General features: G+C 73.2%; 19 protein-coding genes. 5 read left to right on the top strand and 14 right to left on the bottom strand.

All coding sequences use genetic code 11. The annotated features are described in order from the left end of the window. Nucleotides 1-63 precede the first annotated feature (63 nt). From fahA to ACFPL3_RS19720, 10 genes are all read right to left on the bottom strand, one after another. Entirely contained in the window at nt 64-1,242 is a 1,179-nt protein-coding gene (gene fahA / locus ACFPL3_RS19675) for a fumarylacetoacetase (RefSeq protein ID WP_343945437.1), read from the bottom strand. Continuing rightward, nucleotides 1,215-2,411 (bottom strand): homogentisate 1,2-dioxygenase, encoded by a 1,197-nt coding sequence (locus ACFPL3_RS19680; protein ID WP_343945410.1) that lies wholly within the window; start codon nt 2,409-2,411, stop codon nt 1,215-1,217. Before ACFPL3_RS19680 ends, fahA begins: the two co-directional genes overlap by 28 nt. Next, nucleotides 2,321-3,967 (bottom strand): FAD-dependent monooxygenase, encoded by a 1,647-nt coding sequence (locus ACFPL3_RS19685; RefSeq protein WP_343945409.1) that lies wholly within the window; start codon nt 3,965-3,967, stop codon nt 2,321-2,323. Before ACFPL3_RS19685 ends, ACFPL3_RS19680 begins: the two co-directional genes overlap by 91 nt. Next, a complete protein-coding gene (locus ACFPL3_RS19690) occupies nt 3,964-4,923 on the bottom strand; it encodes an MBL fold metallo-hydrolase (protein ID WP_343945408.1) in 960 nt (319 codons plus the stop codon). Before ACFPL3_RS19690 ends, ACFPL3_RS19685 begins: the two co-directional genes overlap by 4 nt. Before the next feature lie 79 nt (nt 4,924-5,002). Further along, a complete protein-coding gene (locus ACFPL3_RS19695; RefSeq protein WP_343945407.1) occupies nt 5,003-5,530 on the bottom strand; it encodes a MarR family winged helix-turn-helix transcriptional regulator in 528 nt (175 codons plus the stop codon). A gap of 23 nt (nt 5,531-5,553) precedes the next feature. Further along, the gene (locus ACFPL3_RS19700) at nt 5,554-6,423 is read right to left on the bottom strand and encodes a sugar phosphate isomerase/epimerase family protein (protein WP_343945406.1); all 870 of its coding nucleotides are present in this window, start codon (nt 6,421-6,423) and stop codon (nt 5,554-5,556) included. 77 nt (nt 6,424-6,500) lie between these two features. Beyond that, a complete protein-coding gene (locus ACFPL3_RS19705; protein WP_343945405.1) occupies nt 6,501-6,758 on the bottom strand; it encodes a WhiB family transcriptional regulator in 258 nt (85 codons plus the stop codon). A gap of 227 nt (nt 6,759-6,985) precedes the next feature. Beyond that, entirely contained in the window at nt 6,986-7,420 is a 435-nt protein-coding gene (locus ACFPL3_RS19710; RefSeq protein ID WP_379589483.1) for an Lsr2 dimerization domain-containing protein, read from the bottom strand. A gap of 94 nt (nt 7,421-7,514) precedes the next feature. Continuing rightward, nucleotides 7,515-9,125 (bottom strand): AMP-binding protein, encoded by a 1,611-nt coding sequence (locus tag ACFPL3_RS19715; protein WP_343945403.1) that lies wholly within the window; start codon nt 9,123-9,125, stop codon nt 7,515-7,517. A gap of 4 nt (nt 9,126-9,129) precedes the next feature. Beyond that, nucleotides 9,130-10,008 (bottom strand): amidohydrolase family protein, encoded by an 879-nt coding sequence (locus ACFPL3_RS19720; RefSeq protein ID WP_343945402.1) that lies wholly within the window; start codon nt 10,006-10,008, stop codon nt 9,130-9,132. A gap of 232 nt (nt 10,009-10,240) precedes the next feature. Here ACFPL3_RS19720 and ACFPL3_RS19725 point away from each other — a divergent pair, with 232 nt between their 5' ends. The 4 genes from ACFPL3_RS19725 to ACFPL3_RS19740 are packed head-to-tail and all read left to right on the top strand — an operon-like array spanning nt 10,241 to nt 13,853. Next, nucleotides 10,241-11,788: a sensor histidine kinase gene (locus ACFPL3_RS19725; RefSeq protein WP_343945401.1), complete on the top strand. Its 1,548-nt coding sequence runs from the start codon at nt 10,241-10,243 to the stop codon at nt 11,786-11,788. 16 nt (nt 11,789-11,804) lie between these two features. Continuing rightward, nucleotides 11,805-12,707 (top strand): SDR family NAD(P)-dependent oxidoreductase, encoded by a 903-nt coding sequence (locus ACFPL3_RS19730; RefSeq protein WP_343945400.1) that lies wholly within the window; start codon nt 11,805-11,807, stop codon nt 12,705-12,707. Further along, nucleotides 12,700-13,170, top strand: a complete 471-nt coding sequence (locus ACFPL3_RS19735; RefSeq protein WP_379589485.1) for a MaoC family dehydratase — start codon at nt 12,700-12,702, stop codon at nt 13,168-13,170. Before ACFPL3_RS19730 ends, ACFPL3_RS19735 begins: the two co-directional genes overlap by 8 nt. Before the next feature lie 11 nt (nt 13,171-13,181). Next, nucleotides 13,182-13,853: a response regulator transcription factor gene (locus ACFPL3_RS19740; protein WP_343945398.1), complete on the top strand. Its 672-nt coding sequence runs from the start codon at nt 13,182-13,184 to the stop codon at nt 13,851-13,853. Here the strand turns inward: ACFPL3_RS19740 and ACFPL3_RS19745 are convergent. After that, nucleotides 13,850-14,371 carry a CGNR zinc finger domain-containing protein gene (locus tag ACFPL3_RS19745; protein ID WP_343945397.1) on the bottom strand — a complete coding sequence of 174 codons (522 nt, stop codon included), beginning with the start codon at nt 14,369-14,371 and terminating at the stop codon, nt 13,850-13,852. The two genes, ACFPL3_RS19740 and ACFPL3_RS19745, sit on opposite strands and share 4 nt — an antisense overlap. A gap of 96 nt (nt 14,372-14,467) precedes the next feature. Here ACFPL3_RS19745 and ACFPL3_RS19750 point away from each other — a divergent pair, with 96 nt between their 5' ends. Next, nucleotides 14,468-15,355: an alpha/beta fold hydrolase gene (locus ACFPL3_RS19750; RefSeq protein ID WP_343945396.1), complete on the top strand. Its 888-nt coding sequence runs from the start codon at nt 14,468-14,470 to the stop codon at nt 15,353-15,355. Between the two features lie 7 nt (nt 15,356-15,362). Here ACFPL3_RS19750 and purU read toward each other — a convergent pair whose 3' ends face one another. Genes purU through ACFPL3_RS19765 form a run of 3 tightly spaced genes read right to left on the bottom strand, consistent with a single transcriptional unit; the run spans nt 15,363 to nt 18,483 of the window. Next, nucleotides 15,363-16,235, bottom strand: a complete 873-nt coding sequence (purU, locus tag ACFPL3_RS19755) for a formyltetrahydrofolate deformylase (protein WP_343945395.1) — start codon at nt 16,233-16,235, stop codon at nt 15,363-15,365. Further along, complete coding sequence (locus ACFPL3_RS19760) at nt 16,232-17,128, bottom strand: methylenetetrahydrofolate reductase (protein ID WP_343945394.1); 897 nt, start codon at nt 17,126-17,128, stop codon at nt 16,232-16,234. Before ACFPL3_RS19760 ends, purU begins: the two co-directional genes overlap by 4 nt. Further along, nucleotides 17,125-18,483 carry an aminomethyl transferase family protein gene (locus ACFPL3_RS19765; protein WP_343945393.1) on the bottom strand — a complete coding sequence of 453 codons (1,359 nt, stop codon included), beginning with the start codon at nt 18,481-18,483 and terminating at the stop codon, nt 17,125-17,127. Before ACFPL3_RS19765 ends, ACFPL3_RS19760 begins: the two co-directional genes overlap by 4 nt. Nucleotides 18,484-18,631 lie beyond the last annotated feature (148 nt).

The following is an 18,631-nucleotide window of genomic DNA, read 5'->3' on the forward strand; positions in this document are numbered from 1 at the left end:
CGCTGTACGAACGGACCCCCCGTACCGCTCTATCGGACGAGGGTGCCGCTCGTACGTCGGGGCTCAGGGGGTCGCCGGGCGGATCGTGCCCGTCACCTCGCCGAACCCGATCCGGCCACCGCCCGGGCCGGGGCCCGTGGCGGTGATCGTGACCTCGTCGCCGTCCTCGAGGAACGTGCGCTGCTCGCCCTTCACGGTGAGCGGCTCGCGCCCGCCCCACGTCAGCTCGATGAAGGCCCCGCCCTGCCGGCGGCGGTCGGTGCCGGAGATCGTGCCGGAGGCGAACAGGTCACCGGTGCGCGCCGAGGCGCCGTTCACGGTCATGTGGGCGAGCATCTGCGCCGGGGACCAGTACATGTCCCGGTAGGGCGGGCGGGAGACCTCTTCGCCGTTCCACTCGACGACGAGCTCGACGTCGAGCCCCCAGTCCTGGGCCCCGCGCAGGTAGGGCAGCGGCTCGGGGTCCTGGCCGGGCAGCGGCACCCGCGCGGCCTCCAGCGCGGCGAGCGGCACCACCCACGGGGAGATCGACGTGGCGAAGCTCTTGCCCAGGTGCGGGCCCAGCGGCACGTACTCCCACGCCTGGATGTCGCGGGCGGACCAGTCGTTCACCAGCACGGCCCCGAAGACGTGGTCGGCGAACTCGTCCACCCCGATGCGGCCGCCGAGCTGCGACCCGGTGCCCACGACGAATCCGAGTTCGGCCTCGATGTCCAGCCGCCTGCTCGGCCCGTACGTCGGCGCGGCCTCGTCGGGGGCCTTGCGCTGACCGCAGGGCCGCACGACGTCCGTGCCGGAGACCACCACCGTGCCGGCGCGGCCGTGGTAGCCGACCGGCAGGTGCTTCCAGTTGGGCATCAGCGGCTCGGCGTCCGGGCGGAACAGGCGCCCCAGGTTCGACGCGTGGTGCTCCGAGGCGTAGAAGTCCACGTAGTCGGCCACCTCGAACGGCAGGTGCAGGCGCACCTCGCCGAGCGGGTGCGCGGTGCCCTCCGGCGCGCCGTCCGCGAGGAGGTCCGTGATCCGCTCCCGCACCCGCGTCCAGCGCTCGCGGCCCTGCGCCATGAACGCGTTGAGCGATGCAGCGGCGAACACCTCGTCGTCGAGCAGCGCGGCCAGGTCCACGACCTCGTCGCCCAGGCGCACCCCCACCCGCGGGGCGCCGCCCGCGGGGGAGAACACGCCGTAGGGCAGGTTGTCCAGCCCGAACCCGGTCACCGGCCCGGCCCCCGCCCCGACCAGCTCCACGCGTAGGCGGGGTCCTCCGCGGCGAGGCCGCCCTCGCCCAGCTCGAGGGGCTTGAACGTGTCGACCATGACCGCCAGCTCGTCGAAGAACTCCGCACCCAGCGCCCGCTCCACCGCGCCCGGCTGCGGCCCGTGGCTGTGCCCGCCCGGGTGCAGGCTGATCGAGCCCTGCCCGATGCCCGAGCCCTTGCGGGCCTCGTAGTCGCCGCCGCAGTAGAACATGACCTCGTCGGAATCGACGTTGGAGTGGTAGTAGGGCACCGGCACCGCGAGCGGGTGGTAGTCCACCTTGCGCGGCACGAAGTTGCAGATCACGAAGTTGTTCCCCTCGAACACCTGGTGCACGGGCGGTGGCTGGTGCACCCGCCCGGTGATCGGCTCGAAGTCCTCCACGTTGAACGTGTACGGGTACAGGCAGCCGTCCCAGCCCACCACGTCGAAGGGGTGGGTCGGGTAGACGTACCGCGTGCCCGTGACGCCCCGGGAGCCGCGGTGCTTGACCAGCACCTCGACGTCGGTGCCCTCCACGAGGAACGGACCGCCCGGCCCGTGCAGGTCGCGCTCGCAGTACGGCGAGTGCTCCAGCAGCTGCCCGTAGCGGGACAGGTAGCGCTTGGGCGGCGCGATGTGCGAGTTGGCCTCGATCGCGTAGAGCCGCAGCGGCTCGGAGCCGGTGGGGATCCAGCGGTGGGTCGTGGAACGGGGCAGCAGCACGTAGTCGCCCTGCCGCGCGGAGAGCACGCCGAACACCGTCTCGACGGTCGCCCCGCCGGACTCCACGTACACGCACTCGTCGCCCAGCGCGTTGCGGTACAGGGGAGAGGGCTGGCCCGCGGCGACGTAGGAGATCCGCACGTCGGCGTTGCCCAGCACCAGCCGCCGCCCGGTGACGGCGTCGGCGGCCTTCCAGTCCTCGCCGGTGAGCTCGTGCAGCTTCAGGTGGCGCGGCAGCAGCGGGCGGTTCTCGGTGAGCGACTGGTCGGGCAGCTCCCACGGCGAGGCGTCGACGATCGCCGACGGCACCTCCTGGTGGTAGAGCAGCGAGGAGTCGGACGAGAAGCCCTCCTCGCCCATCAGCTCCTCGGAGTAGAGGCCCCCGTCGGGGGTGCGGTGCTGGGTGTGGCGCTTGTGCGGGACGTCCCCGACTCGCCGGTAGTAGGCCATGGTGGTGCTCCTCCCGAGCGGGTGGCGCGGGCCAGTGCCGCGCAGATCTCGTGGTGCGTGGGGGTGGCGAGGACGGCCGCGACGTGGGCGTCCGGGCGGATGATCCAGACCTCGTCCGGGCGGGCACCGAGCACACCCGTGAGGCCGGTCTCGTCGAGGTCCTCGACCCGTACCGGGCCGGGCGCGGTGGCCGCCGCCTCTCGCGCCGCTTCGGCGTCGGCGCGGGAGCCGGTGAGCAGCAGGAACCCGTCCCGGGCGATCTCCCGGAAGCGGGTGCCGCCGGCGATCGGTGCGTCGGGGACGAGCACGCCCGGGCCGGCAGGCGGCACGGCCCCCCGGGCGGGACGGCCGGCGAACGGCCGCGTGGGGTTCGGGGTGGTGAGCGGCGAGTCGACGTACCAGAACGGCTCGGACAGGCGCCCGGAGTCGACGAGGGCGCGGGCGGCGGGATCGGTGGCGGCGCGGGACAGGACGTCGCGGCGGTACACGGCGGCCTGCTCGTCCTGCGGCACCAGGAAGTCCATGGTCGCCGTGGTGACGGCGACGTTCTCCAGCGCCGCGGCGTGGCGCTCGTCGTGGTAGGTGTCCAGCAGGGTGTCGGGCGCCCACCCGTTCCGGACGTACGCGATCTTCCAGGCGGCGTTCTCCGCGTCGGCCACACCCGAGTTGAGCCCGCGCGCCCCGAACGGCGAGACCAGGTGCGCGGCGTCGCCCGCGATGAGGATGCGCCCGCAGCGCATCCGGTCGACCAGCCGGGTGTGGAAGCGGTAGACCGACTTCCACACGATCTCGTAGTCCCGGTCGCCGATGATCGCCCGGATGCGGGCGTCCAGCGCGCCGGACGCGGCTTCGGCGTCGAGGTCGTACCCAGCGGGCACCTGCCAGTCGATGCGGAAGGTCGAGTCGGGGCAGGGGTGGATGAGCACCTGCCGGCCCGGGTTCCAGACGGGGTCGAAGTAGAACCGCCGCTCGGTGGCCCACCCGGGCAGGTCGGTGCGGATGTCGCAGATCAGGAACCGGTCGTCGAAGGAGTGGCCCCCGAACTCCACCCCGAGCATCCTGCGCAGCTCGTCGCACCGCGACCCCGCGCACACCACGAGGTGCGAGCCGCGCAGCAGGGTGCCGTCGGCGCAGCGCACGGCGACACCCGCGTCGTCCTGCTCGACGCCCGTGACGTCGTGCCCCCACCGCAGGTCGACCAGCGGCTCGGCCGCGATGCGCTCGTCGAGGATCTGCTCCGTGCGGCTCTGGGAGATGTTCACGAACGGCGGGAACGCCGGGCGGCCGGGGTCGGCGAGCGTGTAGCTGAACAGCTCCGCGTCGCGGTGGAAGGTGCGCGCGGTGGTCCAGGTGACGCCCTCGTCGGCGATCCGGCGCCCGGCGCCGACCGCCTCCCAGACGTCGAGGACGTCGCGCTGCTGGCAGATCGCCTTCGACCCCACGGCGTCGCGTGCGGGGCGGCGGTCCAGCACGACCGTGGGCACTCCCCAGCGGGTCAGCAGCAGGGCGGTGGTCTGGCCCACCGGCCCGGCGCCGAGGACGAGAACCGGGTTCACGACTGGAGCTGGGCCCAGACCTCCTGGTCGCGTTCCGCGGTCCAGATGATCGGGCGCTCGACACCGGACAGCTCGTCCCACAGCCGCGAGACGTCGAAGGGCAGGCAGTGTTCGAAGATCGGCCAGTGGCCGTAGTCGTCGACGAGCGCGGCGTGGGTGGCCTCGAAGGCTTCCTTCAAGGTGCCGCCGCGCCGGTGGACGGCGCTGACCTCGCGGATCATCACCTGCAGGAAGCCGCGCGTCTGCTCGACGGCGGCGTCGACCTCGGCCCGGCCGCGGCTCACCGCGCCGCGCCCGCCCACGAGCTGCTCGGCGCCGAGCGCCTTGACGCGGTCGAGGGTGGCGCCCGCCCAGTCGCGGTGGAACGCGTCGCCGGTGTAGAGCGCGGCCTGGGCCTCCACGAGGTCGCCCGCGAAGAGGATCTTCTGGCGGGGCAGCCACGCGGTGATGTCGCCCTCGGTGTGGCCGCGGCCGTGGTACTGCAGCACGAGGTCGCCGCGGTCGCCGCCGAGGTCGATCGTGAGCCGGTCGGAGAAGGTGAGTGTGGGCCAGGTGAGCCCGGGCACCGAGTCGGCGCCCTCGGCGAGGCGGGGCATGCGGGCGAACTCGCTCTCCCAGTCCTCCTTGCCCCGTTCGGCCACGAGCGCGCGGGTGATCTCGTGGGCCACCACGACCTCGGCGTCGAACGCGGACGCGCCGAGCACGCGCACGGCGTGGTAGTGCGAGAGCACGAGGTAGCGCACGGGCTTGTCGGTGTGCTCGCGCAACCGCGCGAGCCACTTGCGCGCGGCCACGGGAGTGGCGAGGGCCTCGAAGCAGACGAGGAAGTCCTCGCCCTCGATCGCCCCGATGTTGGGGTCGCCCTCGGCGGTGAGGGCGTACACGCCGTCGGCGAGCACCTCGAGGGTCTGCTCCTTGGCGGCGGTGTCTGCTGAGGAGGCGAACGGCTTGGTCACGGTGTCGTCCTCTCGGCAAATAAAAGGTTTAACTACCGGAGGAGCGTAGGCCTTCGGGGCCATGAACGCCAGACGGGGATCAGAAGCGGTGGCTGACCCAGTCCTGGGTGCGAGCGGCCTCGGCGAGCTTCGACAGCACCGTGTGGAACACGTCCAGCTCCTCGGGAGTGAGGAGCGCGGCCCACTCGGCCTCGCGCTGGTTGTGGACCCGCAGCGCGGACTCGAGCCGGCGCGTGCCCTCCTCGCTGAGCGAGAGCACCACGCCGCGGCGGTCGCGCTCGCCGGGGATGCGCTCGAGCAGGCCGGCGGCCGTGAGCGTGCGGGACAGGCTCGACACCGCGGCGCGGCTCATCCCCGCGAGCTCGGCCGCGCGGCTCGCCTCCTGCGGGCCGCTGATCCACAGCGTGAACAGCAGCCGGAACGCCGACCAGCTCCAGCCGGCCGGCCGGTGCACGGTGGACTCCAGGTCGTACACGACCGTGCTCGTGACCCGGTAGAGCAGCAGCACCATCGCCATGGCGTCGCGGTCCATGCCCGGCAGCCGCTCCGCGGCGCGGTCGGGGGCGACGTCGGCGAAGGACAGGAACGCGTCAGGGTGCTGGCCCACCGATCGATGGTAGGCGGCCGCCCTCAGCGGGTGCCGAAGTGCTTCTCGATCAGGGCGGTGGCCTTCTCGCGCTGGCGCACGCTGATCTCGGCGGCCTGCTCCTCCCACCCGAAGACGCAGGACGTGACGATGCCGTCGAACCCGATCGCGGCGAGCGCGGCGAAGACCTCGTCGAAGTCGACCTCGCCGCGGCCGATCTCCGCGTGCTGGTGCACGCGTGCGGGGGAGCCGGGCGGGTTGACGATGTAGCGCAGCCCGCTCGACGCGGTGTGGTCGAGCGTGTCGGCCAGGTGCACGTGGGTGAGCTTCTCCGCGGCGGCCGTGATGATGCCGGTTGCGTCGTCGCCCTGGTGGAACGTGTGCGGGGTGCAGTAGAGGAACGAGATCCAGTCGCGGTTGAGCCCGCGCACGAGCTGCACCGCGGCGTGGCCGTCCTCGACGAAGTCGTCCGGGTGCGGTTCGAGCGCGAGCCGGACGCCCTCGCGCTCGAAGACCGGGATCAGCTCGTCCATCGAGCGCAGGAACTGGCTCTCCGCGTGCTCCGCAGCCTCCGGGCGGCCGTTGAACTCGGAGTTCATGGTGTCCACGCCGAGGTCGACCGTGATCTGGATGGCCCGCCGCCAGGCCCGTACGGCGGCCTGCCGCTCGTCCTCGCCGGGGCCGGACCAGCGCAGGACCGGCAGCACGGAGGCGATGCTCACCCCCGCGTCGGCCGCGCGCCTGCGCAGCTTCGCGACGCCGGCGTCGTCGACGCGGGGGTGGCCGAAGAACGGCATGAAGTCGGCCTTCGGCGAGAGCTCCATGTGGTCGTAGCCCATGCGGGCCACGACGTCGGGCAGCTCCAGCACCGAGTGCGTGGCGTAGAACATCTGCGGGTCGAGGGCGAGCTTCATCGCTGTGCTCCCGTGGGTCGGCCGCCTGGCCCGGGACGCTAGTTCCGTGTACGTCCGTATGTCAAGACAAACGGCCGTTACGCGGCCCGGCCGCCGGTGCGGGCCCGGCGCAGCGCCCGGCGCTCGCTCTCGGTGGTGCCGCCGAAGACCCCGTGGTCGAGGCCGTTGTCCAGCGCGTAGTCGAGGCACTCGGCGCGCACCGGGCAGCGGGCGCAGACGGCCTTCGCCCGCTCCACCTGGCGGGCACCCGGCCCGACATCGGAGAGCGGGAAGAACAGCTCCGGGTCCTCGTCCCGGCAGGCGGCGCGCAGCCGCCAGTCGTCGAAGTAGGGCATGGGGGTGCCGCCTCCATCCGTGGTGTGGCCGCGCGCGGGTGAGCCCCGCGCGCAGGGGTGGGCGCGCCGCCCGGCGGCGGCACGAGCATTCCGTGGGTCCACCGCGGGCTCATGTCGGCCGCGCGGCAAGACCAGCAGCCACAACGCGCGACCGAGGGGAGGTGTTCCCCCGTGACCGGACGGTTATTCGCGCTCGGACGGTTGTTCGCCCCGGGCGGGGGCGGGCGTCAGGGCCGCGGGTTGAAGGGGTCCGCCACGAGCGGTGCGGGCGCCTTGCGCGCCGGCCGGGCCGCCTCCCCGCCGGTCGGTGCGCGGAACGGCGCCACGTCGAGGGCCGCCGACCGCGCCGGGGCCGGCTCCTGCGGGATCACGTCCCGCGTGACGACGGCCGGGGGCGCCGGCTCGGGAGTCGGCTCCGGGGTCACAGCGCGCGCGGGACGCGGCGTGGCCTGCGCCCGGACCGGGGCCGCAGGAGCGGCCGGGAGGGCGGTCGCACGGTCGCCGTCGACGACACGTGCCGCCGTGACGAACGGGGCGACGGCCTCACGGAACGCGTCGAGGTGGCGCTCGGAGAGGTCGATCTCGTAGCTGTGGCCGTCCAACGCGAAGGACAGGGTCTTCACCGCGTCCGAGCCGTCGATGTCGTCAACGAGCCGAGTCATGACGTGCCGCGCCAAGAACGTTCCCATCCCCCGTAGTGGCAGACCCCATCTGACATTACGACACGCCGCCACACGCGCTCGGGTGGGTGGGGATCTAGGTGGCGGCGCCCTCGACGAGCGCCCGCGCCCGCGCCAGCTCCAGCTTGCCGGTGGGGGTGCGCGGCAGCTGGGACACCAGCACGATGCGGCGGGGCACCTTGTACCCGGCGAGGGTGCGGCGCACCCAGTCCTGCAGGTCACGCTCGGCGGGCGCCCCGGGCGTCGCGACCACCGCCGCCACGGTTTCGCCCCAGGTGGGGTCCGGCACCCCGACCACCGCGCAGTCGGTGACGTCGGGGTGGCCGAGCAGGACGTCCTCGACCTCCTGCGGGTGCACCTTCTCGCCGCCGGTGTTGATGACGCCCGAGCTGCGTCCGAGGAAGCGGATCGCGCCGTCGGGGTCGATGGCGGCGTGGTCGCCGGGGATGGACCAGCGGACGCCGTCGATCGTGCGGAACGTCGCGGCGGTCTTCGCGTCGTCCTTGTAGTAGCCCAGGGGCATCGGGCCGCGGTAGGCGAGCAGGCCGACCTCGCCGCTGCCGCGCTCGACCACTCGGTCACCGGGGCCGATGACCGCCGTGGCGGGCACCGGGAAGAACCGCGAGGGGAGGTCGTCCACCGAGCGCGTGTGCGCGAACGCGAACGGGCCGCCCTCGCTCGAGGCGATGGCGTCGATGATCGTCACCCGGGCCCGCTCGTGCAGGGCCTGCTTGAGCCGGTCGCCGAACACCGTGCCGGAGCTGAGCACGCCGCGCAGCGACGACAGGTCGTGCGGGCGCCCGGCCTCCTCGGCGGCGCGCAGCTCGTCGACCAGCGGCTGGGCGACGGCGTTGCCCGCCACGATGATCGTGCTGACCCGCTGGGCCGCCACCGTCTCCCACACGTGGCGCGGGTCGAGCCGGCCCGGCCGCGCGGTGACCGCCCGGCCGCCCACGAGCAGCGCGCCCATCGTGTTGAACATGCCCGTGCCGTGCATGAGCGGCACGACCGGCATCATCGTCGGCGCGGTGCCCTGCGTGCGGGCGTCGACCGCGATCGCCACCGCCTCGTCGAGGGTGGCCGGGAGCGTGGTGCGCCCGAGCGGCCCGAAGACCGCCACCGCGATGCTGTGCAGCAGGTCGGCCTGGCGCCAGACCACGCCCTTCGGCTTGCCGGTGGTGCCGCCGGTGTACATGAACAGCCGGTCCGAGCCGGGGCGCGGGGTGTTCGGCCGCGGGGGAGTGCGGGCGAGCAGCTCCTCCAGCTCGGGCGCGTCCGGGCCGCCGTCCCCGGGCCCGACGCGCACCAGCAGGCGAAGGGTGCGGACGTGCTCGGCGGCGTGCGTGACGTTCGCGGCGAGCGCCCCGCTGTGGACGAGGGCCGCGGCGTCGGCGTCGGTGAGCAGCTCGGTGAGCTCGTGGCCCGTGTAGCGGTAGTTCGCGTTGACCGGGATCGCCCCGATCTTGAAGGCTGCGAAGACCGTCTCCAGGTAGGCGGCGCCGTTGTGCAGGTAGCACGCCACCGTGTCGCCCGGCCCGACGCCGGCGGCCTCCAGCGCGGCGGCGAGGCGGGCGGAGCGGTCGTCGAACTCGGCGTAAATGAAGTCGCGCCCGGGCTCGGAGATCGCGACCTCGTCCGGGAGCCGGCGCGCCACCGCCTCCCACACCGTGCCGAACGAGGCGTCCACCGGCTCAGCCCTGCTCGGTACCGTCGGCGAGGCCGAGCAGGCGGATCGCGTTCTCCTTCAGGATGAGCGGGCGGACCTCGTCCTTGAGGTCGAGTTTCGCGAAGTCGGTGAGCCACCGGTCCGGGGTGATCGCCGGGAAGTCCGAGCCGAACAGCACCTTCTTCTTCAGCAGCGAGTTCGCGTGCTGCACCAGCTGCGGCGGGAAGTACTTGGGCGACCACCCGGACATGTCGATGTAGACCTGCGGCTTGTGGCCCGCCACCGCGAGCGCCTCGTCCTGCCACGGCACCGACGGGTGGGCGATCACGATCGGCATGTCGGGGAAGTCGACGGCGACGTCGTCGAGGTGGATCGGGTTGGAGTACTTGAGCCGGATGCCGCCCCCGCCGCGCTGCCCGGAGCCGACCCCGGTCTGGCCGCTGTGGAACAGGGCGGGCAGCCCGGCCTCGGCGATCACCTCGTACAGCGGGTACGCGGCCCGGTCGTTCGGGAAGAACTCCTGGGTGCTCGGGTGGAACTTGAAGCCCTTGACGCCGTGCTCCTCGATCAGCCGCCGGGCGATCCGCACGCCCGCGGCCCCGCGCCCGGGATCGACGCTCGCGAAGGGGATCAGCGTGTCGGGGTACTCGGCGGCCTGCTCGGCGATCTCCTCGTTCGACACGCGCGACTCGCGCCCGGTGCGGGTCAGCGAGTCGACGGTGAACACCACGGCCCCCATCGACCGTTCCCGGTAGTACGCGGCGAGCTCCGGCACGGTGAGCTCGGGGATCTTGCCGAACGTTCCCGCGAGGGAGGCGGCCTCGCCCCCCGAGCGCTCCGTCTCGGCGACCGATGCCAGGACGTGCACGTGCACGTCGATCGCGGTCAACCGGCTGGTGTCCATGCGCGCTCCCCGGAACGGTCGTGAGTGGGTACGGGTGTTCGGGCACTCGTATCCACTCACGGTCGCGGCTTCCTCGCACAGAGCGCAATGACCGATCGCACTTGGTCCGGCGACCGACGGCACCCGAGACACATGACGTGGATCGTCGCCGGTGGGCCGCCGCGGGGTGACGGCGCGCCTGCGGCGTGGGCATGCTGGCGGCCGGGTACCGGAAAGGCCGGGAGGAGGTCGGATGCCCGGTCGAGGTTCGGGAACAGCCGTCGCGCTGCCCGCGGGCACGCCCACCACACCCCCCGTGTCGTGGTCGCAGCTGGCCGAGCACGCCCCCGACGGCCTCGCGATCGTGGACGCCGACGGGCGGTTCCTGCAGCTGAACGCGGCCGCGGTGGCGCTGTGCGGGCGCAGTGAGGACGACCTCGTCGGCGTGCCCGCGCCGTTCGACCCGGGCGACGAGTGCGGCGAACGGGTGGTGGTGTGGCCCCCCGCTCCGGGCGAGCGGCGGGACTTCGCCTACCGGACGCGCCGGCTGCCCGGACCGGAGCGCGCCACCGTCGTGGCGTTCCGCGACGTCACCGCCGAGCGGCACCGGCAGCGGCGGGTGGCCGCGATCGCGCGGGCGTCGGCCACGCTCACGTCGGCCCGGTCCGTCACGGCGATGCTCGACGCGCTGGCCAGCGAGGTCGTGCAGGCCGACGCGCTCGCGGCCGTGCAGATCATCACGTTCGACGGGGCCGGGCGGACGCTGCAGATCATGGGCTCCGCCGGCTTCCGGCGGTGGCCGGACTTCTTCGACCGGCTCATGCGCTGCCGTGCGGGCGGTGCGGCGCTGCGCATGCTGGACGCGCTCGACCGGCGCGAGCCCGTGGTGGTGCCCAACCGCTGGCAGACGATCAAGGACGACCCGGCGTGGGAGCCGCTGCACACCTACCTCGCCGAGCTGGCGTGGGACTCGTTCGCGAGCGTGCCGCTCACGGTCCGCGGCCGCACCGAGGGCGTGATGAACGCGTTCTTCGCGCCGGGGCAGTCGGTCGGGCGGGCCACGGTGGAGTTCCTGTCGGCCATGGCCGAGCAGGCGGCCGTGGCCGTGGACTACGCCGCGCTGCTGCAGCAGGAACGCGCGCTCGCCCGCCGCGAGGAACGCCAGCGCCTCGCCCGCGACCTGCACGACTCGATCGTGCAGCAGGTGTTCTCGGTGGGGATGCAGGCGAAGTCGCTCGGTGTGCTGGGCGGGCGCGGTGGCCCGGTCCCCGAGGCCAGCGTGCAGCGGATCGCGGGCGAGATCGAGGACCTGTCGAAGGCGGTGCTCACCGACCTGCGGGCGATGGTGCACGAACTGCGGCCCGCGACGTCGGCGCAGCTCGGCCTGGAGGAGGCGATCCGGGCGCTGGTGGAGAGCACCGGCAACCGCACCGGCCTGCGGTTCGACCTGCTCGTCGGCGACGGCCTCGCCGCGGTGGGCTCCGAGATCGCCGAGGACGCCTACCGCATCGTCGCCGAGGCCATCCACAACGTCGTCAAGCACGCCGAGGCCGCCACCGTCACCGTCCGCGTCGGCGTGCGCGACCACGTGCTCACCGTGACCGTCGCCGACGACGGGCGGGGCGTGCGCGCGGCCCGGGCGGCCGAGCCGGACCGGTCCGGGCGCTACGGGCTCACCAGCATGCGCGAACGCGCGGAGCGGTGGGGCGGCACGCTGCGCGTCCGGCCCCGATCGGGCGCAGGTACCTCGGTGCGGGCGGTCATCCCGCTGCCCGTCTCCGTCCCGCACGAGCGGGTGTGACAAGAGGAGGAAGTCCATGCTCGACGGCAGGGTTGCCGTGGTCACCGGGGCCGGGCGCGGCCTCGGTCGCGCCTACGCCAGGGCGCTCGCCGCCGCCGGCGCGTCGGTGGTGGTGAACGACCTGGACGCGGACGTGGCCGAGGAGACGGTGCGCTCGATCACGGACGCGGGTGGTCGTGCCGTGGCCGAGATCGGCGCCGTGGGTGGCTCCGAGATCGCCGACGCGCTCGTGGCCCGGGCCGTCGACGAGTTCGGCCGCCTCGACGTGATGATCACGAACGCGGGTGCGCTGCGCGACAAGACCCTGCGCAACACCACCGACGAGGACTTCGACCTCGTGGTCACCAGCCACCTGCGCGGCACCTTCACGTGCGGGCGGGCCGCCGCGGCGCGCTTCCGGGCGCAGGGGGAGGGCGGGCGCCTCATCCTCGTCGGGTCCCCGGCGGGGCAGCGGGCGAGCTTCGGGCAGACCGCGTACTCCGCGTCGAAGGGCGCGATCGTCGCGATGATGCGCACCTGGGCGGTGGAGCACGCGAAGATCGGCGTCACCGTGAACGCGATCGTCCCGACCGCGCTCACCCGCATGGTGGCCACCATCCCCGGACTCGGGGAGCTCGTGGAGAAGGTCGACCGCGGCGAGCCCGTGCCGGAGCGCTTCCGCAGCCAGGGCCTGGGCACCCCCGACGACGTCGCCCCGCTGGTGGTGTACCTGGCCTCGGCGGAGTCGGCGGACGTCACCGGCCAGGCCATCGCGGTGGGCGGCGACCGCATCGGGCTGTGGACCCACCCCGAGCAGGTGTCGGTGCAGCAGCGGTCGGGCGGCTGGACGCCCGAGGCGGTGCGCGACCTGTTCGCCGGGGAGCTGAAGGGCGAGCTCCAGGACTACGTGCCGGCTCCGATCGAGCGGGGAGGTGAGTGAGGTGGCCGCGGTCGTGGTCGAGGGGATCGACGGGGTCCGGGCGCTGCCGATCGGCGAGGAGCTGGGGCGCAGCGAGCTGTACGAGGTCACCCAGCAGGCGGTGGACCGGTTCGCCGAGGCCACCGGGGACCACCAGTGGATCCACGTCGACCCCGTGCGCGCGAAGGACGGCCCGTTCGGCGGCACCATCGCGCACGGGTACCTCACGCTGTCGTTGATCCCGCGCCTGCTCCCCGAGATCGTCGAGTTCACCGGGTTCGGCATGGTGGTCAACTACGGCTGCGAGAAGGTGCGCTTCCCGTCGCCGGTGCCGGTGGGGAGCAAGGTCCGCGCCTCGGCGGTGCTCGACGCCGTCACCGACGTGCCGGGCGGCGTGCAGCTCGCGATCAGGATGACGATCACGGTGGACGGCGCGGCCAAGCCCGCCTGCGTCGCCACGATCCTCGTGCGGCACCTGGTCTGAGCGTCCCTGCGATGGCGGCCGAACACGTGGGGAACGCCTTGCGGGTGCTCGTCGTGGACGACCACTCGGTGGTGCGCCGGGGCGTCGTCTCCTACCTCGACGTGCTCGACGACGTCGAGGTGGCGGGGGAGGCCGCCGACGGCCGCGACGCCCTCGACGTGCTCGAGCGCCTGCACGCCGCCGGCGCGCTGCCCGACGTCGTGCTCATGGACCTGCAGATGCCCCGCATGGACGGGGTCGCCGCCACCGGGGAGATCGCGCGCCGGTTCCCCGCGGTGCGGGTCGTGATCCTCACGAGCTTCGGCGAGACCGAGCGCGTGCACGCCGCCCTGCAGCAGGGCGCCGCCGGGTACCTGCTCAAGGACGCCGGGGCGGCCGAGGTCGCGGCCGCGCTCTACGCGGCGGCGCGCGGTGAGGTGTTCCTCGACGCCGCGGTGGCCCGGCGGCTCACCCAGGAGATCCGCGGCCCCCGCATCGGGCTCGGCGCGCTCACCGCGCGGGAGCGCGAGATCCTCGTCCTCGTGGCCGCGGGCCTGTCCAACAAGGAGATCGCGGCCGAGCTGGTGATCAGCGAGCGCACGGCGCGCACGCACGTCAGCAACGTGCTCGGGAAGCTGAACCTGAGCTCCCGCACCCAGGCCGCGCTCGTGGCCGTGCGGGAGGGGCTGGTGGAGCCCAGCTAGTCCTGCTGCTCCCCGCGGGCGCGCTGGTAGTGCCTGCGGGCCTTGAGGCGGTTGCCGCAGGACTTCATCGAGCACCACCGCGCCGTGCCCGGCCGGCTGCGGTCGAGCAGGAACAGGCGGCACTCGTCGTTGGCGCAGGGGCGCAGCCGGCCGGGCAGCCGCTCCTGCACCCGGCCCCACGCGAGCAGCGCGCGGTCGCCGAGGCGGCGGTGGTCGGGGACGTCGAGGTGCCAGCGCACCCCGTGCGACGTCGGCTCGGGGCGCAGCCGCACGGCGGCGAGGAGCGGTGCGAGCGCGGCCGGATCCGTGCTGCCGCGGACCACCTCCTGCAGCCGGTCACGGGCCTGCCGCAGGTGTTCGATCTCCGCCGGGGTGCCGGAGCCGCCGTGGCGGCGCGCCCAGTCGCGCGCCTCCCGGTCGTCGCTCAGCAGGTCGAGCTGACGGCCGTCGGCCACGGGTGTGCTGTTGAGCAGGCCGAGCAGGAGGTCCTCGTCCTCCTCCGCCGTGACCGTGGGCATACCACCACTCTAACCCTCTTTCTGCGGTTGACAAGTTAGGAGGGCGCGTGTGTCATGGAAGCTGTCAACCTGTAAACGAGCGATAAGGGGTTAGAAATGGTCGACGTCCACCACCGCACGGTCACGGTCCGCGGGCAGCAGGTCTTCTACCGGGAGGCGGGCCCGGCCGGAGCGCCGGTCGTGCTGCTGCTGCACGGCTTCCCGACCAGTTCGCGGATGTTCCGGAACCTCATCCCGGCGCTCGCCGACCGCTACCACGTGATCGCCCCGGACCACATCGGGTTCGGCCGCTCGGCCACCCCGCCGGTCACCGAGTTCACCTACACCTTCGACGCGCTGGCCGACGTCACCGAGGCGCTGCTCGACGAGCTCGGCGTCGAGCGCTTCTCCGTGTACGTGCAGGACTACGGCGCGCCCATCGGCTGGCGGCTCGCGCTGCGCAGGCCCGCGGCCGTGCAGGCGATCATCAGCCAGAACGGCAACGCCTACGAGGACGGGTTCGTCGACTCGTTCTGGGCGCCGCTGTGGGACTACGCCCGCGACCCCCGCCCCGAGACCGAGGGCCCGGTGCGTGCCGCCGTCGGGCTCGACGCCATCCGCTGGCAGTACCTGCACGGCGTGGCGGACCCGGACGTCGTCGACCCCGACACGTGGACCCAGGACCACGCCGAGGTGAGCCGGCCCGGCAACCCGGAGATCCAGCTCGCGCTGTTCCGCGACTACGCCACCAACCCGCCGCTGTACCCGCGGGTGCACGAGTACTTCCGGGCGAGCCGGGTGCCGCTGCTGGCGATCTGGGGCAGCGGCGACGAGATCTTCGGCCCGGACGGGGCCCGGGCGTTCGCCCGCGACCTGCCCGACGCCGAGATCCACCTCGTGGACGGCGCCGGGCACTTCCTGCTCGAGAGCGCGCTCGACACGGCCGTCGACCGCATCCGAGGATTCCTGGCTCGCGCCGTGGGCCCGGTGGACGCGGCGGCCTGACGGGGGCTCAGTGCAGGACGACCGTCCTCGTGCCGTTCAGCGCGACGCGGTTCTCGGTGTGCCACCGGACCGCGCGCGCGAGCGCGCGGCACTCGACCTCGCGGCCGTGCGCGGCGAACTCCTCGGCGCTCATCGTGTGGTCCACCCGCATGAGCTCCTGCTCGATGATCGGGCCCTCGTCGAGGTCGGCGGTGACGTAGTGGGCGGTGGCGCCGATGACCTTGACGCCACGGGCGTGGGCCTGGTGGTAGGGGCGGGCGCCCTTGAAGCTCGGCAGCATCGAGTGGTGGATGTTGATCGCGCGGCCCTCGAGCTGCTTGCAGGTGTCGTCGGAGAGGATCTGCATGTAGCGGGCCAGTACGACCAGGTCGATCCGCTCGGTGCGCACGAGGTCGAGCAGAGCGGCCTCGGCCTCCGGCTTGGTCTCCGGGGTCACCGGGATGTGGCGGAACGGCACGTCGTAGTTGTCGGCGAGCCTGCGCAGATCGGGGTGGTTGGACACCACGGCCACGACGTCGAGGTTCAGCTCGCCCACCGAGGTGCGGAACAGCAGGTCGTTCAGGCAGTGCGCGAACTTGCTGACCATGATGAGCACCCGCTGGCGCTCCGAGGCGTCCACGAGGCGCCAGGTCATCCCGAACCGGGCCGACACCTCGGTGAACGCCTCGCGCAGCGCCGCGGCGTCGAGCTCACCGCCGTCGGCGCGGGCGAACTGCACCCGCATGAAGAAGCTGCCGCTGTCGGGGTCCTCGAACTGCTGGCTCTCGCGGATCGTGCACCCGTGCTCCACGAGGAAGCCGGAGACCGCGTGCACGATGCCGAGCGTGTCGGGGCACGACAGGGTCAGCACGCAGTGCTGGCCGGGCCGGTCCGGGGTCACGCCTCCTCCAGCCGGGCGAGCCACTCCTTGCGCCATGTCTGCGTCTTCTCCAGCTCGTTGAAGGTGAAGACGTGGAAGCCTGCCAGATTGCTCTGCGGATCCGCGAAACTGGGGGTCAACCTGCGGATGAGCTTGTTGGGGCTGTAGCCGCCCGGCAGGAAGAACCGCCAGAACATGTTCTGCTGCTTCTTGAGGAACCGCGCCGACTGGCCCAGGCCGATCCCGGCCGTGATCCGCACGAGCTTCTGGCGGCTCACGGCGCCGGGGATGCCCACGCGCACCGGCAGGGCGACCCCGCGGGCCGCGATCCCGCGCGCCCAGCGCACCGTGGTGTCGGCGTCGAAGCACAGCTGCGTGATCACCTGCGTGGCGTGCGGCGCCTTCTGCACGAGGGCCTTCTCGATCAGCTCGTCGCTGATGTGGCCGTGGCCCTCCGGGTAGCCGCCCACCCCGACCGTCTCGAACGGGTGCCCGATCTCGTCGAGGCGCCGCAGCAGGCTCAGCGCGTCCGGGAAGGGACCCGCGGGCTCCCCGGCGTCGCCGCCGATCACGAAGACGCTGCGGATCCCCGCCTCGCGCACCTGCGCGACGAGGTCGGCGAGGTGCGCGTCGTCGCGCACCAGCCGGGCCGCCAGGTGCGGCGCGGCGGTGTAGCCGTGGCGCGACAGGCGCACGGCCAGGTCGACGGTGGGGCCGAGGCCCTTCGCCTCGGTCGTGGTGACGGTCAGGGCGACGTCCTGCGGGACGTGCTCCAGGACCGCCGCCTCCGTCTTCTTGAACGGCAGGATCTCGTAGCTGGCGTTGCGCAGTGCCCGGGCCAGTGCCTCCCGCTTCGAGAGGAGGACCGGCTCCGTGGAGTGGGTGACGGGCTCGTTCGTTTCTGTGGACATCATTTCCCCCGGTACTCGTCGCGGGCGAACTGCACGTACGGGACTGGGGCGACGGTGGCCCGGATCTGCCGGAGCCGGTGCTCCTCGACCTGCGGCTTCGCCGAGTTCGGCTCCTCGCCCCACAGCACGGTGACCTCGGTGCCGGGCGCGCTGTGGGCGACGTCGACCGTGGCGAGCGAGACCATCGCGCGCTCGTTGGCGATGTAGCCGCAGTCGAGCGAGACCCCCACCTGCGCGCCGCCTGCCAGCACCTTGTCCTGCTGGTGCAGGGCGTAGCGGGCCTTGGGCAGCTCGAGGTGCTTCGCGCCCGGTCCCGGCGCGAACAGCGACCCGATCGCCGCCGCGACGTCCTCGGCGTTCCAGACGAGCGTGACCTTCCGCTGCGGCGGCGCGTCGGCCATCCGCTCGAGCGCCGCCCGGCCGACGAACTCGTGGTCGAACCGGACCGTGCGCCCGTAGCCGATGTCGAAGGGCGTGAGGTAGTAGTCGGTGATCTCGGCCGAGTCGACGCTGCCGCCGAGCGACCCGACCGCCGTGGCGGGCAGCCATTCGCGGTAGGCCCGCAGCACCGGGTCGTCGCCGAAGATCGCGGGCAGCGGCGCGGGCACCCAGCCGGACTCCAGGTTGGCCGTCGAGTACGCCTTCGCCCCCGCCCGGACGAGCCCGTGGTCGCGCCCCGCGTCGAGCAGGGCCGCGAGCACCGCGTCGCCGTCGGCCCACGGGCCGAACAGCTCGAAGCCCGGCTGGCCCGCCATGCCGTGGCGCAGGCCGCGCACGCGCCGTCCCGCGATCGAGAACTCGGCCATGTGGAAGAACTTCGTCTCGGGAAGCGGGGCGCAGGTGGCCTGCTCGATCACGGCCGCGGCCGTCGGGCCCTGCAGCTCGTAGCGGTAGAACCGCGGCGGACCGGATCGCACCGCGGAGTTGTCGTCGCGCTCGGCGGTGGCGGCGTAGTTCCCGGTCTCCAGGTGGAACTGCACCCAGTCGATCACCATGGGGTGCCCGACCAGGTCGTAGAGCTCCCCCTCGAGGTGGAACAGGATCGCGTCGCCGATGAGGGACCCGTCGGGGCCCACGGCCACGTACTGCTTGGCCCGGTTCACCCCGAAGTTCGCGAACGTGTTCACGGCCAGGTCGCGCAGCAGCCGCTGTGCGTCCGGCCCCTCGACGAACAGGTCTGTCATGTGGTGCGACTGGTCCAGCAGCGCGCACGTGGTGGCCCAGGCCCGCTGCTCGGAACGCCAGTTCGTGAACTCCGGCGCGATCGGGAACGTGTGCGGCGGTGTCGCCGCGTTGCGCAGGAGGGCGACCGGGTCACCGGCGCGGGCGATCGCGGCGGCGAGGGTCTCGGGGGGCACGACGTCGACGGTAGGAAAGCGCCCGACCAGCCACCATCGCGCGGATGACGGCATCGACGTGGCGGTCCGTCGGGGGGCGACCAGGACAGATGACGATGTCCGGGGTGGGAGGACGGCGAGCCGGGAGCTCGACCGTATCGCTTACTGT

The organism is Pseudonocardia zijingensis (genome assembly GCF_042657305.1).
GTDB classification, from domain to species: domain Bacteria; phylum Actinomycetota; class Actinomycetes; order Mycobacteriales; family Pseudonocardiaceae; genus Pseudonocardia; species Pseudonocardia zijingensis.

Bases quoted from the DNA above. Each gene is read 5' to 3' on its own strand.
- ACFPL3_RS19725 (WP_343945401.1), top strand. From the start codon at position 10,241: ATGCCCGGTCGAGGTTCGGGAACAGCCGTCGCGCTGCCCGCGGGCACG.
- ACFPL3_RS19740 (WP_343945398.1), top strand. From the start codon at position 13,182: ATGGCGGCCGAACACGTGGGGAACGCCTTGCGGGTGCTCGTCGTGGAC.
- ACFPL3_RS19680 (WP_343945410.1), bottom strand. From the start codon at position 2,411: ATGGCCTACTACCGGCGAGTCGGGGACGTCCCGCACAAGCGCCACACC.
- ACFPL3_RS19705 (WP_343945405.1), bottom strand. From the start codon at position 6,758: ATGCCCTACTTCGACGACTGGCGGCTGCGCGCCGCCTGCCGGGACGAG.
- ACFPL3_RS19745 (WP_343945397.1), bottom strand. From the start codon at position 14,371: ATGCCCACGGTCACGGCGGAGGAGGACGAGGACCTCCTGCTCGGCCTG.
- ACFPL3_RS19760 (WP_343945394.1), bottom strand. From the start codon at position 17,128: ATGATGTCCACAGAAACGAACGAGCCCGTCACCCACTCCACGGAGCCG.
- ACFPL3_RS19710 (WP_379589483.1), bottom strand. From the start codon at position 7,420: ATGACTCGGCTCGTTGACGACATCGACGGCTCGGACGCGGTGAAGACC.
- ACFPL3_RS19700 (WP_343945406.1), bottom strand. From the start codon at position 6,423: ATGAAGCTCGCCCTCGACCCGCAGATGTTCTACGCCACGCACTCGGTG.
- ACFPL3_RS19750 (WP_343945396.1), top strand. From the start codon at position 14,468: ATGGTCGACGTCCACCACCGCACGGTCACGGTCCGCGGGCAGCAGGTC.
- ACFPL3_RS19730 (WP_343945400.1), top strand. From the start codon at position 11,805: ATGCTCGACGGCAGGGTTGCCGTGGTCACCGGGGCCGGGCGCGGCCTC.
- ACFPL3_RS19720 (WP_343945402.1), bottom strand. From the start codon at position 10,008: ATGGACACCAGCCGGTTGACCGCGATCGACGTGCACGTGCACGTCCTG.